Source organism: Indiicoccus explosivorum (assembly GCF_002167005.1).
GTDB lineage: Bacteria > Bacillota > Bacilli > Bacillales_A > Planococcaceae > Indiicoccus > Indiicoccus explosivorum.
On record NZ_NHTN01000003.1, the window covers coordinates 99,051 to 123,473 of the forward strand.

General features: G+C 55.3%; 22 protein-coding genes and 1 pseudogene. 4 read left to right on the forward strand and 19 right to left on the reverse strand.

The features are described 5' to 3' along the window. Positions 1-101: 101 nt before the first annotated feature. From CCE92_RS01085 to hpf, 9 genes are all read right to left on the reverse strand, one after another. Positions 102-1,496 carry a murein hydrolase activator EnvC family protein gene (locus tag CCE92_RS01085; RefSeq protein ID WP_088005687.1) on the reverse strand — a complete coding sequence of 465 codons (1,395 nt, stop codon included), beginning with the start codon at positions 1,494-1,496 and terminating at the stop codon, positions 102-104. A 31-nt stretch (positions 1,497-1,527) separates the two neighbouring features. Beyond that, complete coding sequence (ftsX, locus tag CCE92_RS01090) at positions 1,528-2,412, reverse strand: permease-like cell division protein FtsX (RefSeq protein ID WP_088005688.1); 885 nt, start codon at positions 2,410-2,412, stop codon at positions 1,528-1,530. Then, on the reverse strand, positions 2,402-3,088 hold the full coding sequence (ftsE, locus tag CCE92_RS01095) for a cell division ATP-binding protein FtsE (RefSeq protein WP_088005689.1): 687 nt from the start codon (positions 3,086-3,088) through the stop codon (positions 2,402-2,404). Before ftsE ends, ftsX begins: the two co-directional genes overlap by 11 nt. Positions 3,089-3,387: 299 nt before the next feature. Next, a complete protein-coding gene (locus CCE92_RS01100) occupies positions 3,388-3,888 on the reverse strand; it encodes a c-type cytochrome (RefSeq protein WP_241535817.1) in 501 nt (166 codons plus the stop codon). 32 nt (positions 3,889-3,920) lie between these two features. Continuing rightward, entirely contained in the window at positions 3,921-4,793 is an 873-nt protein-coding gene (locus CCE92_RS01105) for a YitT family protein (protein ID WP_088005690.1), read from the reverse strand. A gap of 324 nt (positions 4,794-5,117) precedes the next feature. Then, positions 5,118-6,219 (reverse strand): peptide chain release factor 2 gene (prfB, locus tag CCE92_RS01110; RefSeq protein WP_144390959.1). Its coding sequence is split into 2 segments (ribosomal slippage): positions 5,118-6,146 and positions 6,148-6,219, totalling 1,101 coding nucleotides; the frame shifts between segments, so codons are not numbered across the junction. Positions 6,220-6,275: 56 nt separating this feature from the next. After that, a complete protein-coding gene (gene secA, locus CCE92_RS01115) occupies positions 6,276-8,798 on the reverse strand; it encodes a preprotein translocase subunit SecA (protein ID WP_088005691.1) in 2,523 nt (840 codons plus the stop codon). Between the two features lie 88 nt (positions 8,799-8,886). Beyond that, positions 8,887-11,271 (reverse strand): putative bifunctional diguanylate cyclase/phosphodiesterase, encoded by a 2,385-nt coding sequence (locus CCE92_RS01120; protein ID WP_088005692.1) that lies wholly within the window; start codon positions 11,269-11,271, stop codon positions 8,887-8,889. Between the two features lie 74 nt (positions 11,272-11,345). Beyond that, entirely contained in the window at positions 11,346-11,909 is a 564-nt protein-coding gene (gene hpf / locus CCE92_RS01125) for a ribosome hibernation-promoting factor, HPF/YfiA family (RefSeq protein ID WP_088005693.1), read from the reverse strand. A gap of 127 nt (positions 11,910-12,036) precedes the next feature. Here hpf and CCE92_RS01130 point away from each other — a divergent pair, with 127 nt between their 5' ends. Continuing rightward, a complete protein-coding gene (locus CCE92_RS01130; RefSeq protein WP_088005694.1) occupies positions 12,037-12,744 on the forward strand; it encodes an SDR family NAD(P)-dependent oxidoreductase in 708 nt (235 codons plus the stop codon). 176 nt (positions 12,745-12,920) lie between these two features. Here CCE92_RS01130 and CCE92_RS01135 read toward each other — a convergent pair whose 3' ends face one another. Together CCE92_RS01135 and CCE92_RS01140 are read right to left on the reverse strand one after the other, a co-directional pair. After that, entirely contained in the window at positions 12,921-13,529 is a 609-nt protein-coding gene (locus CCE92_RS01135) for a sortase domain-containing protein (protein ID WP_088005695.1), read from the reverse strand. Between the two features lie 289 nt (positions 13,530-13,818). Then, positions 13,819-14,007, reverse strand: a complete 189-nt coding sequence (locus CCE92_RS01140) for a hypothetical protein (protein WP_088005696.1) — start codon at positions 14,005-14,007, stop codon at positions 13,819-13,821. Between the two features lie 298 nt (positions 14,008-14,305). On the opposite strand from CCE92_RS01140, the pseudogene pstB reads away from it, so the two are divergent. The 3 genes and pseudogenes from pstB to CCE92_RS01155 form a co-directional block, all read left to right on the forward strand. Beyond that, positions 14,306-15,043 (forward strand): annotated as a pseudogene (gene pstB / locus CCE92_RS01145) (phosphate ABC transporter ATP-binding protein PstB); the annotation flags it as partial. Between the two features lie 18 nt (positions 15,044-15,061). Next, a complete protein-coding gene (phoU, locus tag CCE92_RS01150; protein WP_088005697.1) occupies positions 15,062-15,721 on the forward strand; it encodes a phosphate signaling complex protein PhoU in 660 nt (219 codons plus the stop codon). Between the two features lie 153 nt (positions 15,722-15,874). Continuing rightward, positions 15,875-16,579: a winged helix-turn-helix transcriptional regulator gene (locus CCE92_RS01155; RefSeq protein ID WP_088005698.1), complete on the forward strand. Its 705-nt coding sequence runs from the start codon at positions 15,875-15,877 to the stop codon at positions 16,577-16,579. 483 nt (positions 16,580-17,062) lie between these two features. Here CCE92_RS01155 and pstA read toward each other — a convergent pair whose 3' ends face one another. The 8 genes from pstA to CCE92_RS01195 form a co-directional block, all read right to left on the reverse strand. Next, positions 17,063-17,941, reverse strand: a complete 879-nt coding sequence (gene pstA / locus CCE92_RS01160) for a phosphate ABC transporter permease PstA (RefSeq protein WP_088005699.1) — start codon at positions 17,939-17,941, stop codon at positions 17,063-17,065. After that, entirely contained in the window at positions 17,941-18,882 is a 942-nt protein-coding gene (gene pstC / locus CCE92_RS01165; protein WP_088005700.1) for a phosphate ABC transporter permease subunit PstC, read from the reverse strand. Before pstC ends, pstA begins: the two co-directional genes overlap by 1 nt. A 156-nt stretch (positions 18,883-19,038) precedes the next feature. Beyond that, positions 19,039-20,013, reverse strand: coding sequence for a PstS family phosphate ABC transporter substrate-binding protein (locus CCE92_RS01170; protein ID WP_088005701.1), 975 nt, complete (start codon positions 20,011-20,013; stop codon positions 19,039-19,041). A 184-nt stretch (positions 20,014-20,197) separates the two neighbouring features. Further along, positions 20,198-20,569 (reverse strand): PilZ domain-containing protein, encoded by a 372-nt coding sequence (locus CCE92_RS01175; RefSeq protein ID WP_088005702.1) that lies wholly within the window; start codon positions 20,567-20,569, stop codon positions 20,198-20,200. Positions 20,570-20,580: 11 nt separating this feature from the next. Continuing rightward, positions 20,581-22,053 carry a methyl-accepting chemotaxis protein gene (locus tag CCE92_RS01180; protein WP_088005703.1) on the reverse strand — a complete coding sequence of 491 codons (1,473 nt, stop codon included), beginning with the start codon at positions 22,051-22,053 and terminating at the stop codon, positions 20,581-20,583. Between the two features lie 23 nt (positions 22,054-22,076). Then, complete coding sequence (fliT, locus tag CCE92_RS01185; RefSeq protein WP_088005704.1) at positions 22,077-22,424, reverse strand: flagellar protein FliT; 348 nt, start codon at positions 22,422-22,424, stop codon at positions 22,077-22,079. Next, on the reverse strand, positions 22,421-22,822 hold the full coding sequence (fliS, locus tag CCE92_RS01190; RefSeq protein WP_088005705.1) for a flagellar export chaperone FliS: 402 nt from the start codon (positions 22,820-22,822) through the stop codon (positions 22,421-22,423). The genes fliT and fliS overlap by 4 nt, the downstream gene beginning before the upstream one ends. A gap of 15 nt (positions 22,823-22,837) precedes the next feature. Then, positions 22,838-24,340, reverse strand: a complete 1,503-nt coding sequence (locus CCE92_RS01195) for a flagellar hook-associated protein 2 (protein WP_088005706.1) — start codon at positions 24,338-24,340, stop codon at positions 22,838-22,840. Positions 24,341-24,423 lie beyond the last annotated feature (83 nt).

Below are 24,423 nucleotides of genomic sequence, written 5' to 3' on the forward strand. Positions count from 1 at the left end.
CCAATCGTATCTATCATACGACACATTCCGCCGCTATTCCACAGCGTTTCCAAAACAAAAACCGGAAAGCGCGGGGCTTTCCGGTCGGATTCCGTTTTTGATTAGAATGATACGTAGTTAAGCGGGTTCACTGCATTCGTCCGGGCACCGTTCCATGAACCGATATGCAGTTCAAAGTGGAGGTGGGAACCGGTCGAGCGGCCTGTGCTGCCCATGCCGCCGATATACTGGCCGCCGGAGACCGTCTGGCCCGGGCTGACGCCGATCGAGCTCAGATGGGCGTAAACCGTCGTATATTGCTGGCCGCCCACGGAATGGACGATCATGATCATGTTGCCGTACGTACCCATCGGTCCGGCATGGACCACAACGCCGTCACGGGCTGCGGAAATCGGCGTTCCGATGCTGTTCGCCACATCGATCCCTTTATGGGATTCGAATCCGGCACCGATATTCCGGCCGCCGACACCTGAAGTGATGCGTCCGCTGGTCGGCGAGACCCAGCCACCGCCGCTGTATGCCGGTGCGACAGCTGCAGGTGCAGCCGCCACTGGTGCGCTTTGTTCTCTTGCTGAAGAAGACTGGGCTGCCGCCCGCTCCGCTGCAGCGCGCTCCGCTGCGGCGCGTTCAGCTGCCGCTTTTTCTGCTGCGGCACGTTCAGCTGCGAGACGGCGCTGCCGCTCTTCTTCCTGGCGGCGGGCGATTTCCGCAAGCCGTTCCTGTTCAGCGATGATCTTCTGTTCCAGGTCCGAACTCACTTCGACAGATTCCGCATGGGCCGCTTCCAGCTGGTTCTTCTCTTTTTTCAGGCGGGCCTGTTCAGCTTCCAGCTGTTTTTGGAGTCCAGCCATTTCCTTTTTCTGAGTATCCAATGAACCTTTCAGTGTGACAAGCTCGTTCCGGCGCTGTTCCTGCTCAGCCAGTTTCTGTTCCACCTGCGCTTTCTGTTCAGCGAGGAGTTCCTTGTCTTCCGCCTGCTGGCGCATGATTTCCCGGTCTGCTTCGATCAGGGTATTGACTGCGGAAACGCGGTCAATGAAGTCGACAAAGCTGTTTGCCCCCAAAAGGACGTCGATGTATTCCGCCGGTCCGCCGGTCTTCTGGATCGCACGGGCGCGCTCCTTAAGAAGGGCTTCCCGTTCAGCGATCTTCTGTTCCAGATCAGCGATCGATTTCTGCAGCGCCTCGATTTCGGTAGTCGTCTGGGCGATCTGCTCCTCCACCGTTTTGATCTTGAGCTCCGTCTCCTGGATCTTGCCATTCAGTTCCTGGATCTGTGCCATGATCTTTTCGAGTTCGGACTGGTTCACGCTGATCTGATTCGCTTTATCGCTGATATCCGAACGGAGTTCCGCCTGTTTCTGTTCCGCCTGCTGCTGACGCTCTTTCAGTTCATTCAATGTGCTCGCTTCCGCGGCTGGAAGAAACATGCCAGCAGCCAGCAGAGAAGATAAACCGGTCACCATCCACTTTGATCTCGCCTTCAAATTCCCCATTCCCCTTTCACAGTCATCCATTTATATCTGTTTAAACTTTCAAGAATTTCCGTATCGACATGAAGCTGCCCCACACTCCGATGAATACGCCCATCAGCAGGATCAGTCCGTTCACCTGATAGATGAACGGGGTGAAATCCAGGAGCTGGATCAGCTCGTCATTCAGCCGGGGCTGCGCGTATTCCGTGACATTATAGTAAAGCATCGTGACAAGTGCGATCGGGATGATCGCTCCGAGGACGCCGAGCCACATCCCTTCTAAAATGAACGGGATCCGGACGAACCAGTTGGTCGCACCGACCAATTTCATGATTTCGATTTCGTGCCGCCTTGCCACGATCGTGATCCGGATCGTATTGGAAATGAGGAACATCGCCGTAAACAGGAGGGCCAGGATCAGGACGAGCCCGACATTCCGGCTGAGATTGAGGAAGCTGAACAGCTTTTCAATCTTCCCTTCCCCGTATTTGACATCTTCGATCCCTTCCAGAGCGGCGATCCCTTTCGCCACTGATGCCGTCTGCTGCGGATTTTCCGCTTTCACATAAAAGACGTCATACAGCGGGTTGCTCTGTTTGTAGAGGCTCAGTTCATCCCCGTAATCGGTGATGAGATCCTGGAGTTCCTCTTCTTTCGTGGAGAAATCGACCGACAGGACACCCGGCATTCCATTGATGGCTGTCTCGAGCGACTCGGTCGCCGCTTCATCGGCAGTCAAGGAGACGAAAACTTTGATTTCCACATCCCGCTCCAGATCGTCCGCCACTTTATTCAAGTTCATCATGATCAGGACGAATACCCCGACCAGGAGCAGCGTGACAGTGACGGCACTGACCGAGGCGAATGTCATCCAAGCGTTGCGTCCGAGGCTTTTGAAGCTTTCACGGAAATGCCTTGCAGTTGTTCTAGGCTTCATATCCGTAATCCCCTCCAGCCGCATCCCGGACGATCAGTCCGTCCTCGATGGCGATGACCCGGTGACGGATCGTGTTGACGACTTCTTTATTGTGTGTAGCCATGATGATTGTCGTGCCCCGCGCATTGATCTGTTCGAACAGGTTCATGATGTCCCAGGATGTCTCGGGATCCAGATTTCCTGTCGGCTCATCGGCGATGACCACTTTCGGCACATTGACGATTGAACGCGCGATTGCGACGCGCTGCTGCTCACCGCCGGACAATTCAGCCGGCAGCATCTTCGCTTTATGCCGGAGACCGACAAGGTCCAGCACGTCCATGACCCGCTGCCGGATCGCTGCCGGAGATTCTTCGATCACTTCCAGGGCGAATGCGATGTTCTCGTAAACCGTCAGCCGCGGGAGGAGCTTGAAGTCCTGGAAGACTACCCCGATCTGACGGCGCAGATAAGGGACACGCTTCCGTTTCAGTTTCCCGAGACTCAGGCCGTTGACCGTAATTTTGCCGTCTGTCGGCTGTTCTTCACGGTAAATCATCTTGATGAACGTCGATTTTCCTGCACCGCTCGGCCCGACCACATAGACGAATTCTCCCTGTTTGATCTCGATGTTCACTCCGTTGAGCGCCACGATACCATTCGGATACTTTTTATAAATATTTTCAAATTGAATCATTGGGTTACCACCTATAATTAATCCGCTGAATTCAATACATTCAAAACCAGCAGAATCATTATAACACTTGAAACCTCTCTTTTTATTACAGTTGTGTATCAATTCTGATTCAAAATTGCATCATTTTTAGGCCGTTTGTTCTAAGGTGATTCTTTTATATCGTGCCAATCGATTTATTTATTCTGTTTTATTCGACAAATAAATTGAATTCCCTCTTTTATATCACCAAGATTTTTCCATACAAAAAACCGGCTTTCGCCGGTTATTCCGCTCTGTTCGATGGAACCATGCCGCTTCAATTATTTAAGGGTCGATAAGTACTGGGCCACTGCTTCCGCTTCTTCACCTGTGATGATTTCCGGCGGCATCGCCCCCGGTCCTTCATGGATGACCGTCAGAATTTCATCTTCCGTCAGTCTGGAACCGACATCGTTCAGTGCCGGGAAGTTCCCTGATCCTTCGAGGTCCTGGCCGTGACAGGATGTGCAGTTCTGCTGGATGATTTGTTCTGCATCGATAGCGGCCACTTCACCTTCCGCTTCCGAACCTTCCGCATCGTCTTCCGCAGGTTCATCTTCCGGCGCATCCGCTACAGGGACATCTTCACCTTCTTCACCTGCCGCTTCATCTCCGTCGATCGCTTCATCTTCCACCACTTCATCATCGATGACCTCTTCATCCCCGATTTCCGCTTCTTCCTCGTCGAGTGCATCCGCATCTGTGAAATCCGCTTCCTCTTCGCCGCATGCGCCGAGCAGGAGCGCCGTGCCGAAAAACGCAGCCATCAGCTGTTTTTTCATTTCTTTCCCTCCTTTTGATCCGCGCGCAACTGTCACGCGCGCTTAAAGCCTTCCCCAAGCACTTCGGAGGCATCGGAAACGATAACGAAAGCCTCCGGATCCACCCGCTTGATCACTTGCTTCAGGCGGGAAAATTCCGTCTGGTGGACGACGACCATGATGATCGGCTTTTCCGATTCGGTATAGCCGCCGGTCGCCGTCAGCTTCGTTACGCCACGGTCGATATCCTCGAAGACCGCATCACGGACGGCTTCTTGTCTATTAGTTATGATATACACCAATTTGGAACGGCCTAAACCCACTTGGACGAGATCGATCGTCTTAGTCGTCACGTACAGGCCGATGAGCGCATAAAGGCCTTTCTCGATATCGAAGACGATGGCTGCCGACAGGACGATCAGGCCATCGATAAGCGCGACGCTCGTGCCGAGCGTGAACCCGGTATACTTCGTGATGATCTGAGCCGCCAGATCCGTACCGCCCGTCGAAGCCCCGCCCCGGAAGACGATTCCGAGCCCGAGCCCGACGCCGATCCCTCCGAACAGCGCACCGAGCAGCGGATTCAGCGTCCATGGTTCCCACGAATCCGTCAAATAAACGACGAACGGCAGAAAGACGGTTCCGACCGCTGTCTTGGCTCCGAACTGCTTACCAAGCAATACGACGCCGGATATAAACAGCGGGATATTGAACGCCCACTGGACGAACGCCGGCTCCCAGCCGAACAATCCGTAGAGCAGGGTGCTGATTCCGCTCACTCCGCCGGACGCCACTTCGTTCGGCAGCAAAAAGACATTGAAGGCAACGGCGACAAATGCCGATCCGAGCAGGACCATGAGGTACTCGCCCGCCAACTTCGCGTGCGGATGCGGCTCCGGACGGTTCCTCCTGTTCTTTCGTTCCATAGCTGTTCCTCATTTCACTTCAGTTTCAAATCCCTGAACGAGTATAGCAGAGAGGTGACCGGTTGTGAACTTCACTCCAGCAGAGAGAGCGGATGAGACGGGCTGAAAACCGGGAAACCGGCATGACGGAGCCGGCCGCTCTTAATGTCGGATGGGAACCTTTTAATGTCGGATGGGAACCTTCTAATGTCGGATGAACTGCTTTTAATGTCGGATGGGAACCTTTTAATGTCGGATAAGCCGCTCGCGACCCCTTTCCCCCGGAAAATAAAAAAAGCGTCCGAGGACGCTTTCCATACAAATCCTTTTTCCAGACGGCGCAGCTTAATCCATCCGTGAACGCAAGTAAGCATTGATGAAGCCGTCGATGTCGCCATCCATCACGGCCTGCAGGTTACCGGTCTCGTAATTCGTCCGGTGGTCCTTCACCATGGAATACGGGTGGAAGACATACGAACGGATCTGGCTGCCCCAGCCGATCTCTTTCTGTTCGCCGCGGATTTCCGCCAGCTGGGCTTCCTGTTCTTCAATCCGCATCGCATACAGTTTCGCTTTCAGCATCTGCATCGCTTTTTCGCGGTTTTTGATCTGGGACCGTTCCTGCTGGCAGGAGACGACAGCGCCCGTCGGGATATGGGTGATCCGGACGGCGGAGTCGGTCGTGTTGATGTGCTGGCCGCCGGCGCCGCTCGCGCGGTACGTGTCGATTTTCAGGTCCTCGCTCCGGATTTCGATTTCGATTTCTTCATTGAATTCCGGCATGACATCGATTGAAACGAACGACGTATGGCGGCGGCCGGAGGAGTCGAACGGCGAGATCCGGACGAGCCGGTGCACGCCTTTTTCGGCTTTCAGGTAGCCGTATGCATTATGACCTTTGAAATTCAGTGTCACTGATTTGATTCCGGCCTCATCACCCGGCAAGTAATCGAGCGTCTCGACTTTGAAACCGCGCTTCTCGCCCCACCGGGTGTACATCCGGAGCAGCATCGAGCCCCAGTCCTGTGATTCGGTGCCGCCCGCTCCCGGGTGCAGTTCGAGGATTGCGTTGTTTTTGTCGTACTCTTCGCTCAGGAGAAGCTGCAGTTCGAAATCATCGAGCTTTTGCGTGAACTCTTTCAGTTGGCTGCCGAGTTCTTCCTGCAGTTCCGCATCCTGTTCTTCCCGAAGGAGTTCGAGTGTCGTTTCCAGGTTTTCCTGGGTTTCCTCGAACCCGCGGTACGCGCCGACCAAATCCTTCAGTCCGTTCAGTTCGGCGATGACTTTTTGCGCCGTTTCCTGGTCGTTCCAGAAATCGGGGTCGAGCATGAGTTCGTCAAGCTCCTGAATGCGTGCCTCTTTGTTTTCTAAGTCAAAGAGACCCCCTGTAGTCCGCCAGTTTCCCGGCTGTATTGTCCAATTCGTTCCGCACTTCCGCTAATTCCATCATATCTGTTCCTCCTCAAAAGTAAGCCCGAAGAGCCTCGGCTCTCCGGTGCCTTTTCACTGCTGGGCTGCTTCCGCACCGTGGCAGTTCTTGAATTTCTTCCCGCTTCCGCATGGACAGAGGGCATTCCGCCCGATGGTCATCACTTTCTTGACCGGTTTGCGTTTTTTCTTTTCCGTGCCTTCTTCTTTCGGGTTCACCGCCTGGCTCTTCGCGACTTCCTGGCGTTCCAGGTTGCTCTGGATTTCCGACTTCAGGGCATACTTGGCGACATCTTCGTCGATGGATTCCACCATCGCCTCGAACATCGCGAACCCTTCGTTCTGGTATTCGCGCAGCGGGTCGTTCTGCCCGTAGGCGCGCAGGTGGATCCCCTGCCGGAGCTGGTCCATCGCATCGATGTGGTCCGTCCACTTCGTGTCGATTGTCCGGAGCAGCACGACTTTCTCGAATTCGCGCATCCGTTCCGGCGTCAGCGCTTCTTCTTTTTCATCGTAATAACGGAGCGCTTCGGATTGGATGAATTCCGTCAGCTCCTCCTGCTGCTTCCCTTCCAGGTCGGCCAGCGTGATGCGGTCTTCCGGCAGGTAATTCGCATGGATGACGTCAAGCATCGGCTTCAGGTGCCATTCCGCCTGGCTTTCCCCGAGCGTATGCGCCTGGACGGTCCGCTGGATCGACCGGCGGATCATGTCTTCGACAAGCTGGCGCATGTTCTCCGTCTCGAGCACTTCGTTCCGCTCCTTGTATATGACTTCCCGCTGCTGGCGCAGCACGTCATCATACTGGAGAAGCCGTTTCCGGGCGTCGAAGTTATTGCCTTCCACGCGTTTCTGGGCGGATTCGACCGCACGCGACACCATGCGGGACTGCAATGGCTGGGAATCATCCATGCCGAGCCGGCCCATCATCGAGCGCATCGAATCGGAACCGAAGCGGCGCATCAGGTCGTCTTCGAGCGACAGGTAGAACTGGGTGACACCCGGGTCTCCCTGTCGTCCGGACCGGCCCCGGAGCTGGTTGTCGATCCGGCGCGATTCGTGCCGTTCCGTACCGATGACGGCAAGTCCGCCGAGATCCGTGACGCCTTCCCCGAGCTTGATGTCGGTACCGCGGCCCGCCATGTTCGTCGCGATCGTCACGGCGCCTTTCTGTCCGGCATGCTGGATGATCTCCGCTTCCGTGCCGTGGTTCTTGGCGTTCAGGACGCTGTGCCGGATGCCGAATTTCGTCAGGTAGTTCGAAATGATTTCGGACGTTTCGATCGCGACCGTGCCGACGAGGACCGGCTGGCCTTTTTTATTGCGCTCGCGGATATCTTCGGCCACGGCTTTATACTTGCCGTCGATCGTCGCATAAATGAGATCCGCCCGGTCATCCCGGATGACGGGTTTGTTCGTCGGGATGGATACGACATCCATGTTGTAGATGTTGCGGAACTCCTCCTCTTCCGTCTTCGCTGTACCGGTCATGCCGGACAGTTTTTCGTAGCGGCGGAAGTAGTTCTGGAAGGTGATGGTCGCCATGGTCATCGATTCGTTCTGGATTTCGAGGCCTTCCTTCGCTTCGATCGCCTGGTGCAGGCCGTCCGAATAGCGGCGGCCTTTCATAAGGCGCCCGGTGAACTGGTCGACGATGATGACTTCGCCTTCCTGCACGACGTAGTCGACATCCAGGTGCATCGTGACATGGGCTTTCAGCGACTGGTTGATGGCATGGTTCAGCCGGACGTGCGAAATGTCGAACAGGTTGTCGATATTGAACGCTTTCTCCGCTTTTTCGATGCCTTCCTCAGTCAGCACGACCCCTTTTGTCGTTTCATCATGGGAATAATCCGTCTCTTTCGAGAGCATGCGCACGAACGCGTTCGCCTGCTGGTACAGCTGGGCGGATTTCGCCGCCTGCCCCGAGATGATGAGCGGCGTCCGCGCTTCATCGATCAGGATGGAGTCGACTTCATCGATGACCGCATAATGCAGCGGCCGCTGAACGACGTGCTCTTTATAGAGCACCATGTTATCGCGCAGGTAATCGAATCCGAGCTCATTGTTCGTGCTGTACGTGATGTCTGCGCCGTACGCTTCCCGTTTTTCTTCCTTCGTCAGGCCGCTCTGGTTCAGGCCGACGGTCAGTCCGAGCCATTCATACAGCTCGCCCATTTCCGTCGCATCCCGGCTGGCCAGGTATTCGTTGACTGTCACGACATGCGCGCCTTTTTTCGTGATCGCATTCAAATAGACGGCCATCGTCGACGTCAGCGTTTTCCCCTCACCGGTTTTCATTTCCGCGATATTGCCGCCGTGGAGCGCCGCCGCCCCCATGATCTGCACGCGGAACGGATAAAGGCCCAGGACGCGGCGGGCCGCTTCCCGGACGGTCGCGAACGCTTCCGGAAGGAGGTCATCGAGCGATTCGCCATTCGCATGGCGTTCAATGAATTCCGGTGTTTTCGCTTTCAGTTCTTCATCGGATAATGCCTCATATCGGGATGCGAGAGCTTCGACACTGTCTGCTGTCTTTTCCAGTCTTTTCAGGTCCCGTTTGTTCGGGTCGAATACTTTATTTAAAACTCCAAGCATGTTATAACCGCTCCCTGCTTAATTTGCCTCGTTGAATCTCAACCTCCATTTTACCACTTTAATCAGAACTGAAGCAAATGGTTGACAGTCATTCCCGGCGGGCCGCCAAAAATCCGAGCAGGTCCCCGTAAGGCAGCGGCCGGCTGATCAAGTATCCCTGAGCCGCTTCCGCTTTCCAGTCTTTCAGCAGTCGGAGTTCCCCTTCCTGTTCGACCCCTTCCGCAACCACTTCCATTTCCAGCGAATGGGCCAGCCCGATGACAGTCCGGACAATCGCCTGCATGCGGGTGTCCTGTTCCATCCGGCTGATGAAGGACCGGTCGATTTTAAGCCGGTCGACCGGCAGCTGGCGCAAGTAATTCAGGGAGGAATAGCCGGAACCGAAATCGTCGAGCGCCACAGTGATGCCGATCGTTTTCAGCGCATGCAGAGTCCGGTGGGTTTCACCCAGCCGGTCGGCGATGACCGATTCTGTGATTTCGATTTCCAGCGCTGCTGCCGGAAAGCCGTAAAACGCGAGAAGCCGTCCGATTTTCCGGGGCAAGTGCCGGTTCTGCAATTGGCGGGCGTTCAGATTGACAGAGACCGTCCCGATTTCGGGATGTCGCGTCAGCAGCGCCGAACCGCGCCGGATGCTTTCCTCGAGCACCCAATGGTCGATCTCTGCGATCTGACCGCTCCTTTCCGCAATCGGGATGAATTCACCGGGAGCCAGCACGCCCTTCTCCGGATGATTCCACCGGAGAAGGGACTCGACGCCGGTCAGCTTTCCTGTCTCCAGGCAGAGCTGCGGCTGGAAGTATAATTCCAGCTCACCGTTTTCCACAGCTGTGCGGAGTCCGTTCTCCACGTCCGTCTGCTGCTGGAATTTCCGCTTCATGTCGCTGCTGAAGAACTGGACACGGTCTTTTCCCGCCTCTTTGGCATGCGCGAGTGCAGTGTCCGCCGCTGCCAGAAGTTCTTCTTTATTCCCTGCGTCGTACGGATAGACCGCCACGCCGAACGACGAGGCCGTATGGACCAGCTGACCGCGGACTTCGTACGGGCCGGACAGCTGGGCATGGAGTTCGCCGAGCGACACGTGCATGGCAGCGGCGTCATCGATGCTGAGCCGGAGAAGGAGAATGAATTCATCACCGCTGAACCGCCCGACGAACGCATCAGACGGGACGGATGCCCGGAGCCGGTCGCCGAACCGGCAGAGCAGCTCATCCCCGAACGCGTGGCCGCTCATATCATTGATCTGTTTGAAACGGTCAAGGTCGAGGAAGGCGATGACGACCGCTTCATCGGTCCCTTCCGCTTCGCGGATCGCCGCGGTGATTTCCTCTTCTATATAAAGGCGGTTCGGCATGCCGGTCAGCCGGTCATGGAGCGCCCGGTGATTCATCTCCTGAACCTGATTATGGATCAGACCCGCGAAGCGGTCGACCGCCCGGGCGATCGCGCCGACTTCATCGTTCCGTCCGACCGCTGTCGTGATGCGGTGGCCGGGATTCTCCGCCCGGCGGATGTCCGTCAGCAGGATCGGGATGTCCCGCAGCAGGTATTTCAGCGCAGCCGCAAGGGCGAGCAGCATGACAGCCGCCCCCGAAAGCCACAGGAGGAGCGAAAACGTGCGGAGCTGTTCGATCGGCCGGAGCGCCGCTTCCGCAGGCAGCGCAGTCGCCACAGACCAGCCGAGGTCCGGTACGACTACCCGCTCGGCGAACAGCCTCTCTCCGTCCGCCCGGATTTCCTCCACTTCCCCTTCCTGGAGCGACAGCACATCCACTTCCCCGCTCAGCCCGGCGGGGTCGTAGACGACGGCCCCCTCATCCGTCATGATGACGAGCTGCTGTTCGTACGATTGGACAGAGCTAAGGACCGGCAGAATGGCATCCAAGTGGATATCAAGCCCGACGAACCCGAGCCGCCTGTCATCCCCGAAAACGGGATGGACGATACTGATCGTGGTCTTCGACGTCAGCAGATCTTCATAAGGCTGCGAATAGATCGGACGGTAAGCACCCGACGCCTCCGCGAACCAGGGTCTTCTATGTACGAGCGTCCCTTCCACCACTTGCCCGTGGTCGGCGATCATGAATCCTCCGCCGATATGGGTCACCCAAACGGAACCGATGCTTTCATTATTTTCGCTGATTTCGGTAAGCGCAGCGTTCAGTTCACTGTAGCGCGGATTGCCGGTCGGATCTTCCGACTGTGAAGTGCCGGTGAGGAACGCCTCGGTGATCGGCCGTTCCGCGAGCTGGACCGCGATTTCCGCGTTCACTTCCAGGCGTTTCGATAAATCGAGCGCCGTCAGTTCGCTTTTCAGCAGCAGCTCGTGTTCGATATGTTCCGTCAGGTACGCCTCGTACCGGTCAGTCGCCACCGCCCCGAGCAGGCACAGGAGCACGAGGACGACGGCGAGCACCGCCAGCACCACTTTCCCGGTGAGCCCGATCTTCAGTTTATCCGTCCATCCGGGCATTCGGCATCCCCCCCTTCCCGTAGTCCGCAGAAATAAAACAAGCCTCTCTTCGCTAGAGAGGCTTGTTGCCTTCGTCAAGTTGTTTCAATCAGTCCGTATGTTCCGTCTTTCCGCTTATAGACGATGTTCGTGCCGTTGGAATCGGCGTCCGTATAGACGTAGAAATTGTGGCCGAGCATGTTCATCTGCAGGACCGCTTCCTCTTCATCCATCGGTTTCAGGTCGAACTGCTTCGTGCGGACGATGGTGAGGTCCTCATCTTCCTCTTCCTCCATCCGCTGCTGCTGGGCTTCCTGCTCCAATGCCGCAAATGCCAGCCCGATTCCGTCGCGGTCACGGAATTTGCGGTTCACGCGTGTTTTATATTTACGGATTTGCCGTTCAAGTTTATCGACTATCAGATCAACTGCGGCGTACAAGTCATTGTGGCGCTCTTCTGCACGCAGTGTCAAGTTTTTCATCGGAATGGTCACTTCCACTTTCGTCTGGGCATTGTTGTATGTCCGTACGTTGACGTTCGCTGTCGCGTTCGTGCCCTCCGGGAAGTAGCGCTCCACCTTTTCCACCTTCCGCTCGATATGTTCACGGATGGCCGGTGTCACGTCGATGTTTTCCCCACGGATGTTGTATTGCAGCATACAAACTCCTCCTTTATTTAAAGCTTGTTGTATACTTCTACATTTCCCCTTCCACATCCTTCACGAAACGCGAAAAGTTTTACGTTCCGCCGTTTCAGGTAAACTGGTCTCAAGGAGGGATCGGATCATGTTCGAGGGGAAGACCATCGTCGTGACGGGTGCTGCGCAAGGCATCGGCCGGAGCATGGCCGAAGGATTCGCCGGAGAAGGTGCGCGGGTCATCGGGCTCGATCTCCAGCCGGGGACCGGCGGCAGCATCGACTTCCGGACGTGCGATGCCGGGAGTTTCGAGGAAGTCACACGGACGTTTTTGGAAATAAACGAGGAATACGGCGCCATCCACGGACTCATCAACAATGCCGGCGTCTCGGAATTCAAATCGATGTGGGAAGTGACGGAAGCGGACTGGAACCGCGTACTCGATACGAATTTGAAAAGCGTGTTCATCTGCAGCCGGGAAGCGGCGCGCTATATGACCGAAGACATCCGGGCGATCGTGAATATGGCTTCGACGCGCGCGTTCATGTCAGAGCCTGATACGGAAAGCTACGCCGCCTCCAAAGGCGGGATTTTCGCGCTGACCCATGCGCTCGCTGCCTCCCTGAGCGACCGGGACATCCGCGTCAACGCGATCGCGCCCGGCTGGATCCACACCGGCAATCCGGAAGAACTGCGGAGCCGGGACCACGCCCAGCACTGGAGCGGCCGGGTCGGCCGGCCGGATGATGTCGCGCGCGCCTGCCTGTTTCTTTGCAATCCGGACAACGGGTTCATCACCGGTGAAACACTCCGGATCGACGGCGGCATGACACGGAAGATGATATACGAAAGCTAGTGGTCTTAGTCAGGAAATCCTTTCATTCGATGACACACAGGAGAGCCTGCACTATGCAAAGGGAACGGCGGTTTGGCGCCGTCCCCTTTTTCCTCGTATGTCCAATAAAACCGGCAGGTCCAGTGAAGGGGAATCCAGCCTTTTCTGCAGACGGACGGTCGGGCTGCGTCCCGCTGTCAGCCTGCGCTTTCATTCGCTACCAACTTCGCGTATAGGTGAATAGGTGCGGAAGAAGCGGCAGATCCGGGCGGGACATCGACGGTAAGCATCAGAGCAGCTCCGCTTTTCCGGCCAGCTGCCCCGCCGCCTGCAGCGGCAGATCCTGTTTTCCGGATTTGATATTCATACACCGCGCCATTCAATCTTACGAATAACCGATCGCCTTCCTGCAAGTCTTCAAATCCGGTGAAAGCCGCATCCTGGCGGCCGACCAGCGTCATGCACCCTGCAGCGGCCGGCGTCTCCGAAACAGGTTGAAGGTGCAAGCCGATTCCGCCTTCGAATGATTCCGGGTCTGTTCCCCAGTAAATCGGTAAGACTTCGTCCGCCCGAGGAATGGACAACTGGCCGATCTGTGCCCCTGCCGCGTAACTTATCCCCTGCTGCTCGGCAGCCCATATCCCGCTGCGGAATGGTCCGCTTCCCTCTCGGGTGCCTGAAGATTCCTGTTCCGCTGTTTCCGTCAAGCCCTGCGGAGAGTCTGCCGTTTGCAGCCAGCCAAAACCGCTCCAGACACTGAAAAACAATCCTGCGGCAACTAGTACGATTCCGAGTTTTTTCAGCATTCGTCTCACCCTTCTCCTGGTTTTTCCGGATTCCGGAACAGGCGGACCATCCATCCGTCAGGCGGCGCCGCAGACTGTCTGCCGTCTTCCATCCGTTCTTAGTGTAAATGACGACTGTTAAAGCCGTTTGAAGGATGTATGAATGTTGTGTAAAGTTCATCTCTCTTCTGCATCTTTGGATCGCTGACACACCCAAAAAGAGCACTCGCCGCAGCAAGTGCTCTTTTGGATGTGCCAAAGCGTTGAAAAAACCGTTCAGCTGCCTCTGTCCTTTCGGATATCCGCCGCTTCATTCATCGCGTTTTTTGTTCCCGTCGACGTCAATAGCCGGTGTGTTGTTATTGATATACAGCGGTGGCGGGCTGTTCTCTTCTTCCCCATAAAAATCCTCATTAAGTTCACGGTTAGCTTCTGCTGCGTTTTCCTTTCTGTTCCGGTCATTTTCCGGTTCTCCTGATCGCACCTTTTTCTTGCTCATGGAATACCTCCTTGCATCATAGTCGGTGATACTCATGAATTTCCCTTTCCTCTGAAATCAAAAACTGCCTGTCCCACAATTTCTCCATCTTCTTTACGCCTGAGGAGCAACTTTTACAATCACTTAACATTGGATTAATGCGGGCTTAACAGAGCCTCCCTACAATTCAAAGTAGTCACATTCTTAATTGCAGCAACTTCAGCTGACGGATCCGATCCGGACTGCTGAAACAGTGAGGACCAAACAGGAGTTGGAGGCAAAGATCATGAATACAGCAACATCCGATGCCATTTTCCAAGTGAAGGATTTGAATCTCTGGTATGGGAATACGCACGCCCTTAAGAACATCAACATGGACATCAACAAAAACGAAGTCACGGCGATCATCGGACCATCTGGCTGCGGCAAGTCCACGTTCGTCAAAACACTGAACCGGATGGTGGAGCTCGTCCCTTCCGTCCACACGTCCGGCACCATCGCTTACCGGGGGCAGGGCATTTTTGATTCCCAGTATATGGTTGAAGAATTACGGACACGGGTCGGCATGGTGTTCCAGAAACCGAACCCGTTCCCGAAATCCATTTACGAAAACGTCGCCTACGGCCCGAAAATCCACGGCATCCGGAAAAAGCAGATGCTGGATGAAATCGTGGAAAAGAGCCTCAAAGGCGCCGCCATCTGGGATGAAGTGAAAGACCGGCTGCACGAAAATGCCTACGGGATCTCCGGCGGCCAGCAGCAGCGGATCTGTATCGCCCGCTGTCTGGCCATCGAACCGGACGTGATTCTGATGGATGAACCGACTTCGGCGCTCGATCCGATTTCAACGCTGAAAGTCGAAGAGCTCATCAAGGAACTGAAGAAAGACTACACCATTGTCATTGTCACCCATAACATGCAGCAGGCGGCACGGGTTTCTGATAAAACCGCGTTCTTTTTGAACGGCGAAGTCATCGAGATGGACGAGACGGATAAGCTCTTCTCGACACCGCAGGACAAAAGAACGGAAGACTACATCACCGGACGGTTCGGATAAATGAAGCGGGGGAACAGAATGGCGACGAGAAGCAGTTTCGACAATCAGCTGAATGAATTGCGGGAAGACATCAAGCACATGGCAGGCATGACACGGGATGCCCTCAGCAGCTCCGTGGTCAGCCTGAAAGAACAGGATATGGCGCTCGCCGATGAAGTGATCGGCAATGACCGTCTGATCAACGAATTCGAAGAGAAAATCAACGAAAAAGCGATTTTGCTGATCGCCAAAGAACAGCCGCTGGCGACGGATCTCCGGAAAATCATCGTGTCGCTGAAGATTTCCAGCGATATTGAACGGATCGCCGATTTTGCGGTGAATGTCGCCAAAGCGACGAAGCGGATCGGAACCGCCCAGCTCGTGAAGCCGATCGTCCACGTTCCGCAGATGGCGGATCTCGTGAACAAGATGCTGACGGATGCGATCGACGCATACAAATACGAAGACACGAAACTGGCTGTCGAATCGTCGAAGATCGATGATCAGGTGGATGCTCTCTATAAGGAGTCCATCACGGAACTGATCGACATCGCGTCATCCGACAATGCCCACATGGAGCAGATCATGCAGCTGGCGATGGTCTGCCGCTATCTGGAGCGCTCCGGGGACCATGTGACGAACATATCGGAAAATACGATCTATATGGTCAAAGGAATAAAAACAGATTTAAACACGTAAAGAAGTCCGGCGGTCGGCGCATCTGCTGACCGGCCGGATTTCCAGTATCCGGCGGGTCTCTTCCATGCTGTGCTGTTCTTTGGCACCGTCAGCGGAAGAGCCGCCCTGTTTACATAGCAGGAAACAAAAACTTTAACCGTGTGGGTGAGACAAATGAAAAAAGTGCTGATACTCGATGACCGGGCGGAATTTCCCGGAAAAGAAATTCTGGGCACTGCCGGTTATTCATTCGAATATGCACCGGACACCTCGCTTGTTCTCGAGGGAACGGAAGCGGCGGAAGTCGGGGGTGTGCTGTGCGCGTTCCCGTTCATCCGTCATAACACCGTCCCCCATATCCGGGAAATCAAGGAACTTTTGCCGGATGCGCCCCTGATCGTCTATGACGTGGAAGATCGGGGTTTTTATGCTGTGCTCATCCTAGAAGCCGGGGCGGATGAGGTGTTATCCGCCTCCATCAGTGTGAAAGAAGCGGAAACGAGAGTGAAAAAATCTTTCAGCCGCTATCAGAATCTGACACTTCCGGAAACGGAAGCCCCGCTTCAGGCGGATTGCATCCTGATCGAGGATTTCAAGCTGTATCCGGACAGCTATACGCTGCTGAAAAACGGCCGGACGATCGAACTCACACCGCGTGAATTTTTCACGTTGCTGCTATTGTATCAGCACAGGGAAACGATCCTGACACGGGAACAGATCATGAACGAAATCCGGAAGACGTTCGGCAGGACGAGTGACAACACGCGGATTGCCGATATGTTCATCCTGAACATCCGCAACAAGCTCGGCCTGGACGAGTCAGCCCCTTTCAGTATCGTCACCGTCCGCGGAAGAGGCTACTACTTGAAATTCAACTAATTAAACACCCGGAACGTACGAAGAGGGCTGTCCAAAAAGCCCCTTCAGATTCGGAATGATTGCAGAACTTCGCTGGAAGGGACCGGCATTCGCTGCGCAAACGCTCGCTTGCCGCGGACGAACGGTCAAGCCTCCTCTGCCGGTTTCTCCGGCATGCGGGGTCTTGCCCGTCCGTTTTTCCGCAGGCGTCTCGCATTTCCGCTGGCTTCTGCCGGCCCTGTCTCTCAGAAGCAAACTGCCAACGAAAAGGCGGCAAGAGGAACTTAAGCCCTCTTCCCGCCTTTTTTGTGTTCGCGTCGGTTTTTTTCTGTGAATTTAGATAGGGGCAGCCAGCACCGCGACGTCCTGTCGCGCTGGCTGCATTTCCCACATCGTGTGGGTCAAAAAGCGTCCGGTTTCCCCATCCCGGGGACCGGGTGGTTCGGAAAACAGGTATTTTGACCTTTTCAGACAGCCCCTCTTTCATTTCTTCACTCTAACAATTTAAAACCTGTGCTGGAATTTATTGCGGATCCAGACAGCGACCGCGTTCATCGCGAGCAGGATGACCAGGAGGACGATGATCCCCGCACCGGCCACGTACTGCCATTCCTCCTGCGGCCGGACTGTCCAGCTGTAGATCTGGATCGGCATCGCCGTATACTTCGACAGCAGCGAATCCGGAATGGAATAAATCGTCGTGGCCGCTCCTACGACGATGAGCGGAGCGGTTTCCCCGATCGCCCGGGATAACGCGAGAATCGAGCCGGTCAGGATTCCCGGGATGGCAGCCGGCAGCACGATCGTCCAGATCGTCTGCCACTTGCTCGCCCCCATACCGATGGATGCTTCCCGAAGATGATTCGGAATGGACCGGATCGCTTCCTGGGACGCGACCACGATGACCGGCAGGATGAGCAGGCTCATCGTCAGCGCCCCCGCAATCAGCGTATAGCCGAGGCTGAACAGGTAGACGAAAAACGTCAGTCCGAGCAGTCCGAACACGATGGAAGGGACGCCCGCCAAGTTCTGCACGTTCACTTGGATGAACCGGGTAAACCGGTTTTTCGGTGCATACTCCTCCAAATACAAAGCGGTTGACACACCGAGGATGACAGCGATCGGCGCCACCAGGAGCATGAGAAAGATCGAGCCCATGATGCCGGCCAATAAACCGGCTTCCTCAGGAAATGGCGCCGGGAAGCTCGTCAGGAAATTGACATCCAGGAATCCGAGCCCCTGGTCCAGCACCCGGTAAATCAGCAGCACCAGGAAAATCAGTCCGACCATAGTCGCCAGCAGGAACAAAAATTTCAACAGTTGATTGAGGACCACGCGTCCTTTAATGAGTTTCGTTGCCGACGCCGTATCGTTTGCAGCCATTAATATCCCTCCCTGAACTTCCGGACAATGAATTGGGACAGCAGATTCATTGCGAATGTGAAGACGAACAGCGTCATCCCCACCGCATAAATGCTGTAATAGATGGTCGATCCATAAGAAGTATCTCCCGTGGCTCCCTGGACAATAAAGGATGTGAGCGTCTGGATCGATTCCAGCGGGTTGATGGTGAAATTCGGCGTAGCGCCCGCAGCGATCGCCACGATCATCGTCTCGCCGATCGCCCGGGATACACCGAGGACAACAGAAGCGACAATCCCTGAAAGCGCAGCGGGAATCACGACTTTGAAGGTCGTCTCGAATTTCGTTGCGCCCATCGCCAGCGCGCCTTCCCGCAATGCGTTCGGAACGGCGCTCATCGCATCTTCGGAAAGAGAGGCGATCATCGGCACGATCATGATGCCGACGACGATTCCGGCACTCAATGCGTTGAACACCGTCAGACCGGGAATCAGGCTTTGAAGGACCGGTGTGACGAACGTCAGCGCAAAGAATCCATAGACGACTGTCGGAACTCCGGCCAGCACTTCGAGAATAGGCTTGATCACTTTACGCACGCTGGCTGAAGCGTATTCACTCAAATAAACAGCGGAAGCGAGCCCGAGCGGCAGCGCCACACAAATGGCGATGAACGTGACGAGCAGCGTCCCCGCAATCAGGGACAGGACCCCGAAATCACCGGTCCATGGCGACCAGTGCGTCGTCAGGAAAAATTCCGCGAACGACACTTCCGCAAAAAATGTGATGGACTCTTTGAGCAGGGTGAAAAATATACCCACCGTCGTGAGGACCGAAATGGCCGCGCAAATGAACAGAAAAACCGGGATCATTTTTTCCGTCGTCCGGCGGAAATTCTTTTTCTCCTTATTTTTTCGGATGATGGTTTGCGTGGAAGTCAATTGTTGGGTAGTCGACGATCTCATAGTTAACCTCTTTCCAAATAAGACATGATCAGGAACCGGCTTTCAGCCGATGGAAGGACGATTCCATCCTTCCGGTCATATTCGCGAAAAGCAAGGGCAGGGTCAGACTGCCGGCCGCCCGGCAGTCTGACCCTTTTCCCGTAATTGCATGGACTGTTATTCCGCTTCTTCACCGATGATGCTTTTCACTTCATCCAGCTGCTTCTGATACTCTTCTTCCGGAAGGGCGACGTAACCGACCTGTGAAGCCGCTTCACCGGCATTCTCCAGTGTAAAGATCGTGAAGTCCGCCACTTGCGGTTTGTTTTTGAGCGCTTCGTTGTTCACATACGTGAACAGCGGTCTCGACAGCGGCGTGTACGTGCCGTCCTGGATCGTTTCCGGATTCGGTTTCACCGCTTCTCCGCCGTCCTGTGAAATGCCGAGCACTTTCAGCGAATCCTGGTTTGCTTCGTAGTACGCATAGCCGAAGTAGCCGATTGCGTACGGGTTCCCCTGGATCCCGGTCACGAGCGTGTTGTCGTCTTCACTCAGCGTGACGTTCTCGCCGTCTTTCATCGGCTGTTCTTCCAGGATCACTTCGTTAAAGTAATCGAATGTTCCGGAATCATGACCCGGGCTGAAAATCACGATTTCCTCATCCGGCCATTCCGGATTGATGTCCGACCATGTTTCCGCGTCACTGTCCGCCAGGAAAATCTCGCGGAGCTGTTCCACTGAAAGTTCATCGACGAAATCATTCTGCTGGCTCATGACGACAGAAAGTCCGTCGTATGCCAATTCGAGTTCGGTATAGTCAATTCCGTTTTCTTCGGCCAGCGCCACTTCATCTTCCGCGATCGGCCGGGACGCATTACTGAAATCCGTTTCGCCGGCCGTGAAGCGTTCAAATCCGCCGCCGGTTCCGGACGTGTTCAGGACTGTTTCGACTTCAGGGTTTTCCTGGTTGTACATATACGTGACAGCTTCCATGATCGGCTGGACCGTTGACGATCCGTCAATCAGCACTTCGCCGGATACACTCGAGGTCGATTCTGCAGCGGCATCCTCTTCAGCTCCTCCGCAGCCGACAAGCAATCCCGCAGCAAGTGTAACCGGTACTGACAACTTCAGTAATCTCATCTTTTCCATCCTTGTTAGTCCCCCTAAGAAATCGGATTTCTTCTTGCTTAATTCGAGTACAAATTGACTTTAACACCCCTTTGTTAAGTGCTAATGAATGGAGTGTAAAGGATTTGTAAATCCGGTTTCCCGGCGGAAAATGAGGCGGTGGAATGCAAAACCCCCTCACCGGCAATCCCGGCAAGGGGGTCATTCATTTATTCTGCAGCCCGACTTCCGCCCGGCGGTACCGCTTCAGTTCTTCGATGATCAACCGTTCGGCCGCCGCGTTCGTCTCCAATTTCACGCCATACAGCGAACCCGACATATGCGCCTGCCGCCAGACGACGGCACCTTCCGTCCGGATGCGCTCCCCGGTCAGGGAAAATTCGACCATCAGCCGCGTCTTCTCCGGCAGCGGCAGTTCGGAAAACAGCCGCATGCCGGCCGGGCTCAAATCGACGATGAGGCAGCCGCCGTGCGCGTCCGGCGCACCGTTTCTGCCGAAATCCCCGAGAATCCGGAAAACCGCTTCCACCGGCTGCCCAAACGTGTAGCGGAATGATTCTGACCGTTTATAAAACATTTCCTGCCTCCTTACAGCTGCAGGCGGATCTGCTTCGCTTCATCGTACGTGCCGTCCACATAGCGCGCAATCGATTCCTGCTCTTCCGCCAGCTGCTGGAGCGTCGCATCCAGCTCTTCGACCGCCGCTGTGCTCTGCTGGACGATCGCCGCGAATTCCGTCGTGCTTTCCTGGATGCTGCCGCTGTTTCGGGAAACCGCGTCCACATCTTCCGAAAATTTCACGAGCTCTTCCCCAAGTTTCTGCATCGTCGCCCGGAGTCCGGCGAACGTCGCGCCCGATTCATCCGTCAGTTCCGCCTGCCGGTCGACGCGTTCCGCTCCGTCCGTCAGCTTGCTGAAAGTCAGCTCATTGTAGCGGTTCACTTCCTTCAGATTCGCACTGATCTTCTCGAGCGTCTGATCCGTCATCCCGGCGAGCTTCCGGATTTCATTCGCCACGACGGCGAACCCTTTGCCATGCTCACCGGCGCGCGCCGCTTCGATGGACGCGTTCAGCGCCAGCAAATTCGTCTGCTCGGTTATCGTTTTGATTGAGCCCGCGAATTCATTCGTCTCATTAATCTTGACCGTCAGCTCCCGGAACGAGTCCCCGAGTTCCCGGAACACTTCCGTGAACGCCGTCATTTCCTGCTGAACGGCCGTCATCTTCTCAGCCCCTGTCTCGGCCTGGGCCCCGGCGGACCTCGCTTCCGAGGCGATGAACGACAAATAATCCGCCATGCCGCGCACAGCGCCGTTCGTCGATTCCGTATTGCCGGCGATATCACTGATGTGATCCGCCTGACGCATCGCGCCGGCACTCACTTCCGTCACCGCCGTCAGCATTTCCCGCTGGCTCGCCACCGACGTATGCGTCTTCTCCCGGATTTTATCAAGGTTGTCCGTGATTTTTTCCACCGCCCGGTTGAGCCGTTCGGAGACCGCTTCCTCTTCACGCGCTTTCGCTTCCGCCTTCCCGAGCAGTTCCTCCACCTGCAAAAACACGTGCTTGTTCTGACGGACCTGGAGGAACAGCGTCAGGGAGATGAGCAATGTCAATAAAATCATGTTCTTGCCGTTGGCCGCCATCACCGCCGGATCATAGAACGCGATGTAATTCTGCACCAGACTGATGACCGACAGAATGAACGCGAACACCATGACCGGCATGCGCGCCGGGGCGGCGCCCAGTACAAGCGTGAAGAAAATCAGCAGGACCGTCCCGAGATTCGCTTCATTGAAGAACATGATGCTCGTGCTCATCGAAAAGGACAGCGCTACCGCGATGTAAGCGAAATTCGTCTCCATCCAACGGCTGCGCCGCGCCGACAAGTAAGCGGCGACCAGAAGCACGAACACAGCCGCGACAGAAATGATGATCACTATTTCCGATTTGAAAATGATCTGTGCAATCAGCCCGAGCGCGACAGAAAGAGCGAACGACAGGAAGACGATGAAATTCTTTTTCTGCACGTCCGCGCGTTTGATCTGTTCAATATTCATTAGCTGCCTCCTGATTCCCGCGTTCACTTCCGCTGGTCGTAATACGTGCCGTCCGGGGAAAAACCGCCGTACGGATTCGTGTAGCTGTTCATGTTCACCTTCGCCTTTTTCGCGCGGGACAAATCCCCTTTGATCACATCCTGGAGCTGCGCCATGAGGTTCGTCAGTTCGGACTCGCCCATGACAAGCTGCTCGCCGAACAGTTCCTCTTCCGGCGTGAACGGACCTTGGATCGACCCTTTCAGTTCTTCCCGCGCCGCCAGGAGCTCCACCACGTTCTCGATGACCGATTCCCGCTCATCGCCGCTTTTCAAGATCCCCGTGAGTTCCGCGGTCATCTCCTGCCATTTCGCCAGCTCCTGCCGGATCATACGCCCCCAGCTCCCCCGTACTGCTTTTGCCGCTGAATCTGCACGACCTGTTTCCACGTGTCGCGGAATTCGGTCATGAGTCCCGTCACTTCCGCTACGATCGCCGCGTCGTTCGTCACGTTCGCTTCGATCAGCCGGCGGTTCATGTAGTCATACATCTGCATCATCCCTTCCGCGACCGGCTGCTTCGGATCGAGCGTCACCATGAACTCGCGGATGATGTTCTGTGTCTTCTGGAGGTTCGTGTTTTTCATTTCGATATCGCCTGCTTCCATGCCGCGCTTCGCGAGCGACAGGAACTTCAGTGCGCCGTTATAAAGCATGAGCGTCAGCTCGCCTGGTGTGGACGTGTCCACGCTCGTCTGCTGATACGCTTTGTATGGATTCAATGTTGCCATTTTTTCACTCCTCAATTAATACTGTCCGCCGCTGAAGGCGTTCATCAGTGCCATGGATTGTGAATTCGCCTGCTGGATCGCTTTCTCCATGGCGGTGAACTGCCGCCAGTAGCGGCTTTCCACCTGACGGAGACGGTCCTCGAAACTGTCGATGCGGGAATCAAGGCTCTCCATCGTTCGGCCGATCGTGTAGCTGGAATTGCCGACGCTCGTCGGTTTCCCGGCCCGGACCTCGATTCCCTCGATCGTCGCATCGATCGTATCCCTCATCCGCCGGGCGATCCCTTTTGTCGCATCTGTCGTACCATCCGCGGCGAAAAGCTGATACAGCCCGTTCGGATCCTTCGAAATCGCTTCTTTCAGTTTCGCTTCGTCGATGATCAGCTTCCCGTTGTCGCTGTAGCTCGATGAAGTCTTGATCCCGAATTCCGCCAGCAGATCCCCCGCTGTTGGAAGGCCGGATACCGGCGTATACAAATCCTGCCGCAGCTTGTTCAATCCGCTTGAGATGGACGGATCCCGGTGCAGCGTCCCTTTTTTCGCCTGTTCGTCCCACAGCTTCACTTCCTCCTCGGACAGCTCTTTCCGCTGTTCCGTCGTGAGCGGTGGGTAGTCCCGGTTCTTTCGTTCGCTGATTTTTCCGTTCAAATCCTCGATCAGCTTGTTATAGCCGTCGACGAATTCCTTGATCTTTTCGAAGATCTTTTCGGTGGCAGGTGAGGAGGAAAAATTGACGGCAGTCGTCGTTTCAGCCTTAAGCGTAACCTCGAAGCCGTTGAGCTGGAACGTGTTGGATGGACGTTCTGTCGTTAAGCCGTTGTAAGTGAATTCGGCATTGACTCCTGCTGTTACTGAAGCTGCAGTTCCCGTGAGACCGAGATCATCAAATATTGCCCCTTCAAGCAAAATCTCTGCTCCGCCTGCCACATCACCGCTGTTTTTTGCTGTCATGGATACTTTTCCGGTGAAAGAATCGTAAAACGTCGATACACCCGATTTGGAATTGATGTCGCTAATTAGCGACTTTAACGTCGTCTCACCTGGTTTGATGGTGAACGTATAGGCTTCCTCCGCGGTCTGCATCGTGCCGTCCGCTTTTATTGCCCGTATTTTGACCGTTTGGGCTGTTCCGCCTGCCGGGATCAATTTTTCTGAAGAATCCAATTCACCGGCGGTCATTCCGGTCGGCGTTCCAATAATGGTTGCCGCGCTCGCCAGCCGATTCACTTGGATACTTCCTGTAAAATCACTCGTCGACCCGACATTCCGGATCGATACCGCATCCGGTTGCGAGATGTTGACATTCTTTTGAATGAACGTCGACTGCAAAATCAGGTTATCGAACAACTTATCGCTGAACGCCTTCAGATTCCGGTTCACTTCCCGGTAATCATCGCGCTGCCATTCCAAATACGTCTTCTTCTGATTGAGCTTATCCAGCGGAATCCGCTCGGCCGCCATCAGTTCCTTCACCATGGTTTCCGTATCGATTCCGCTTGCCAGTCCGCTGATCCTCACGTTTCCACACTCCCCCTACACTTTCTTATCCATCAGCATCCCGACGAAATCCTGCATGGCCGCGTACATGTCCATCAGTTTTT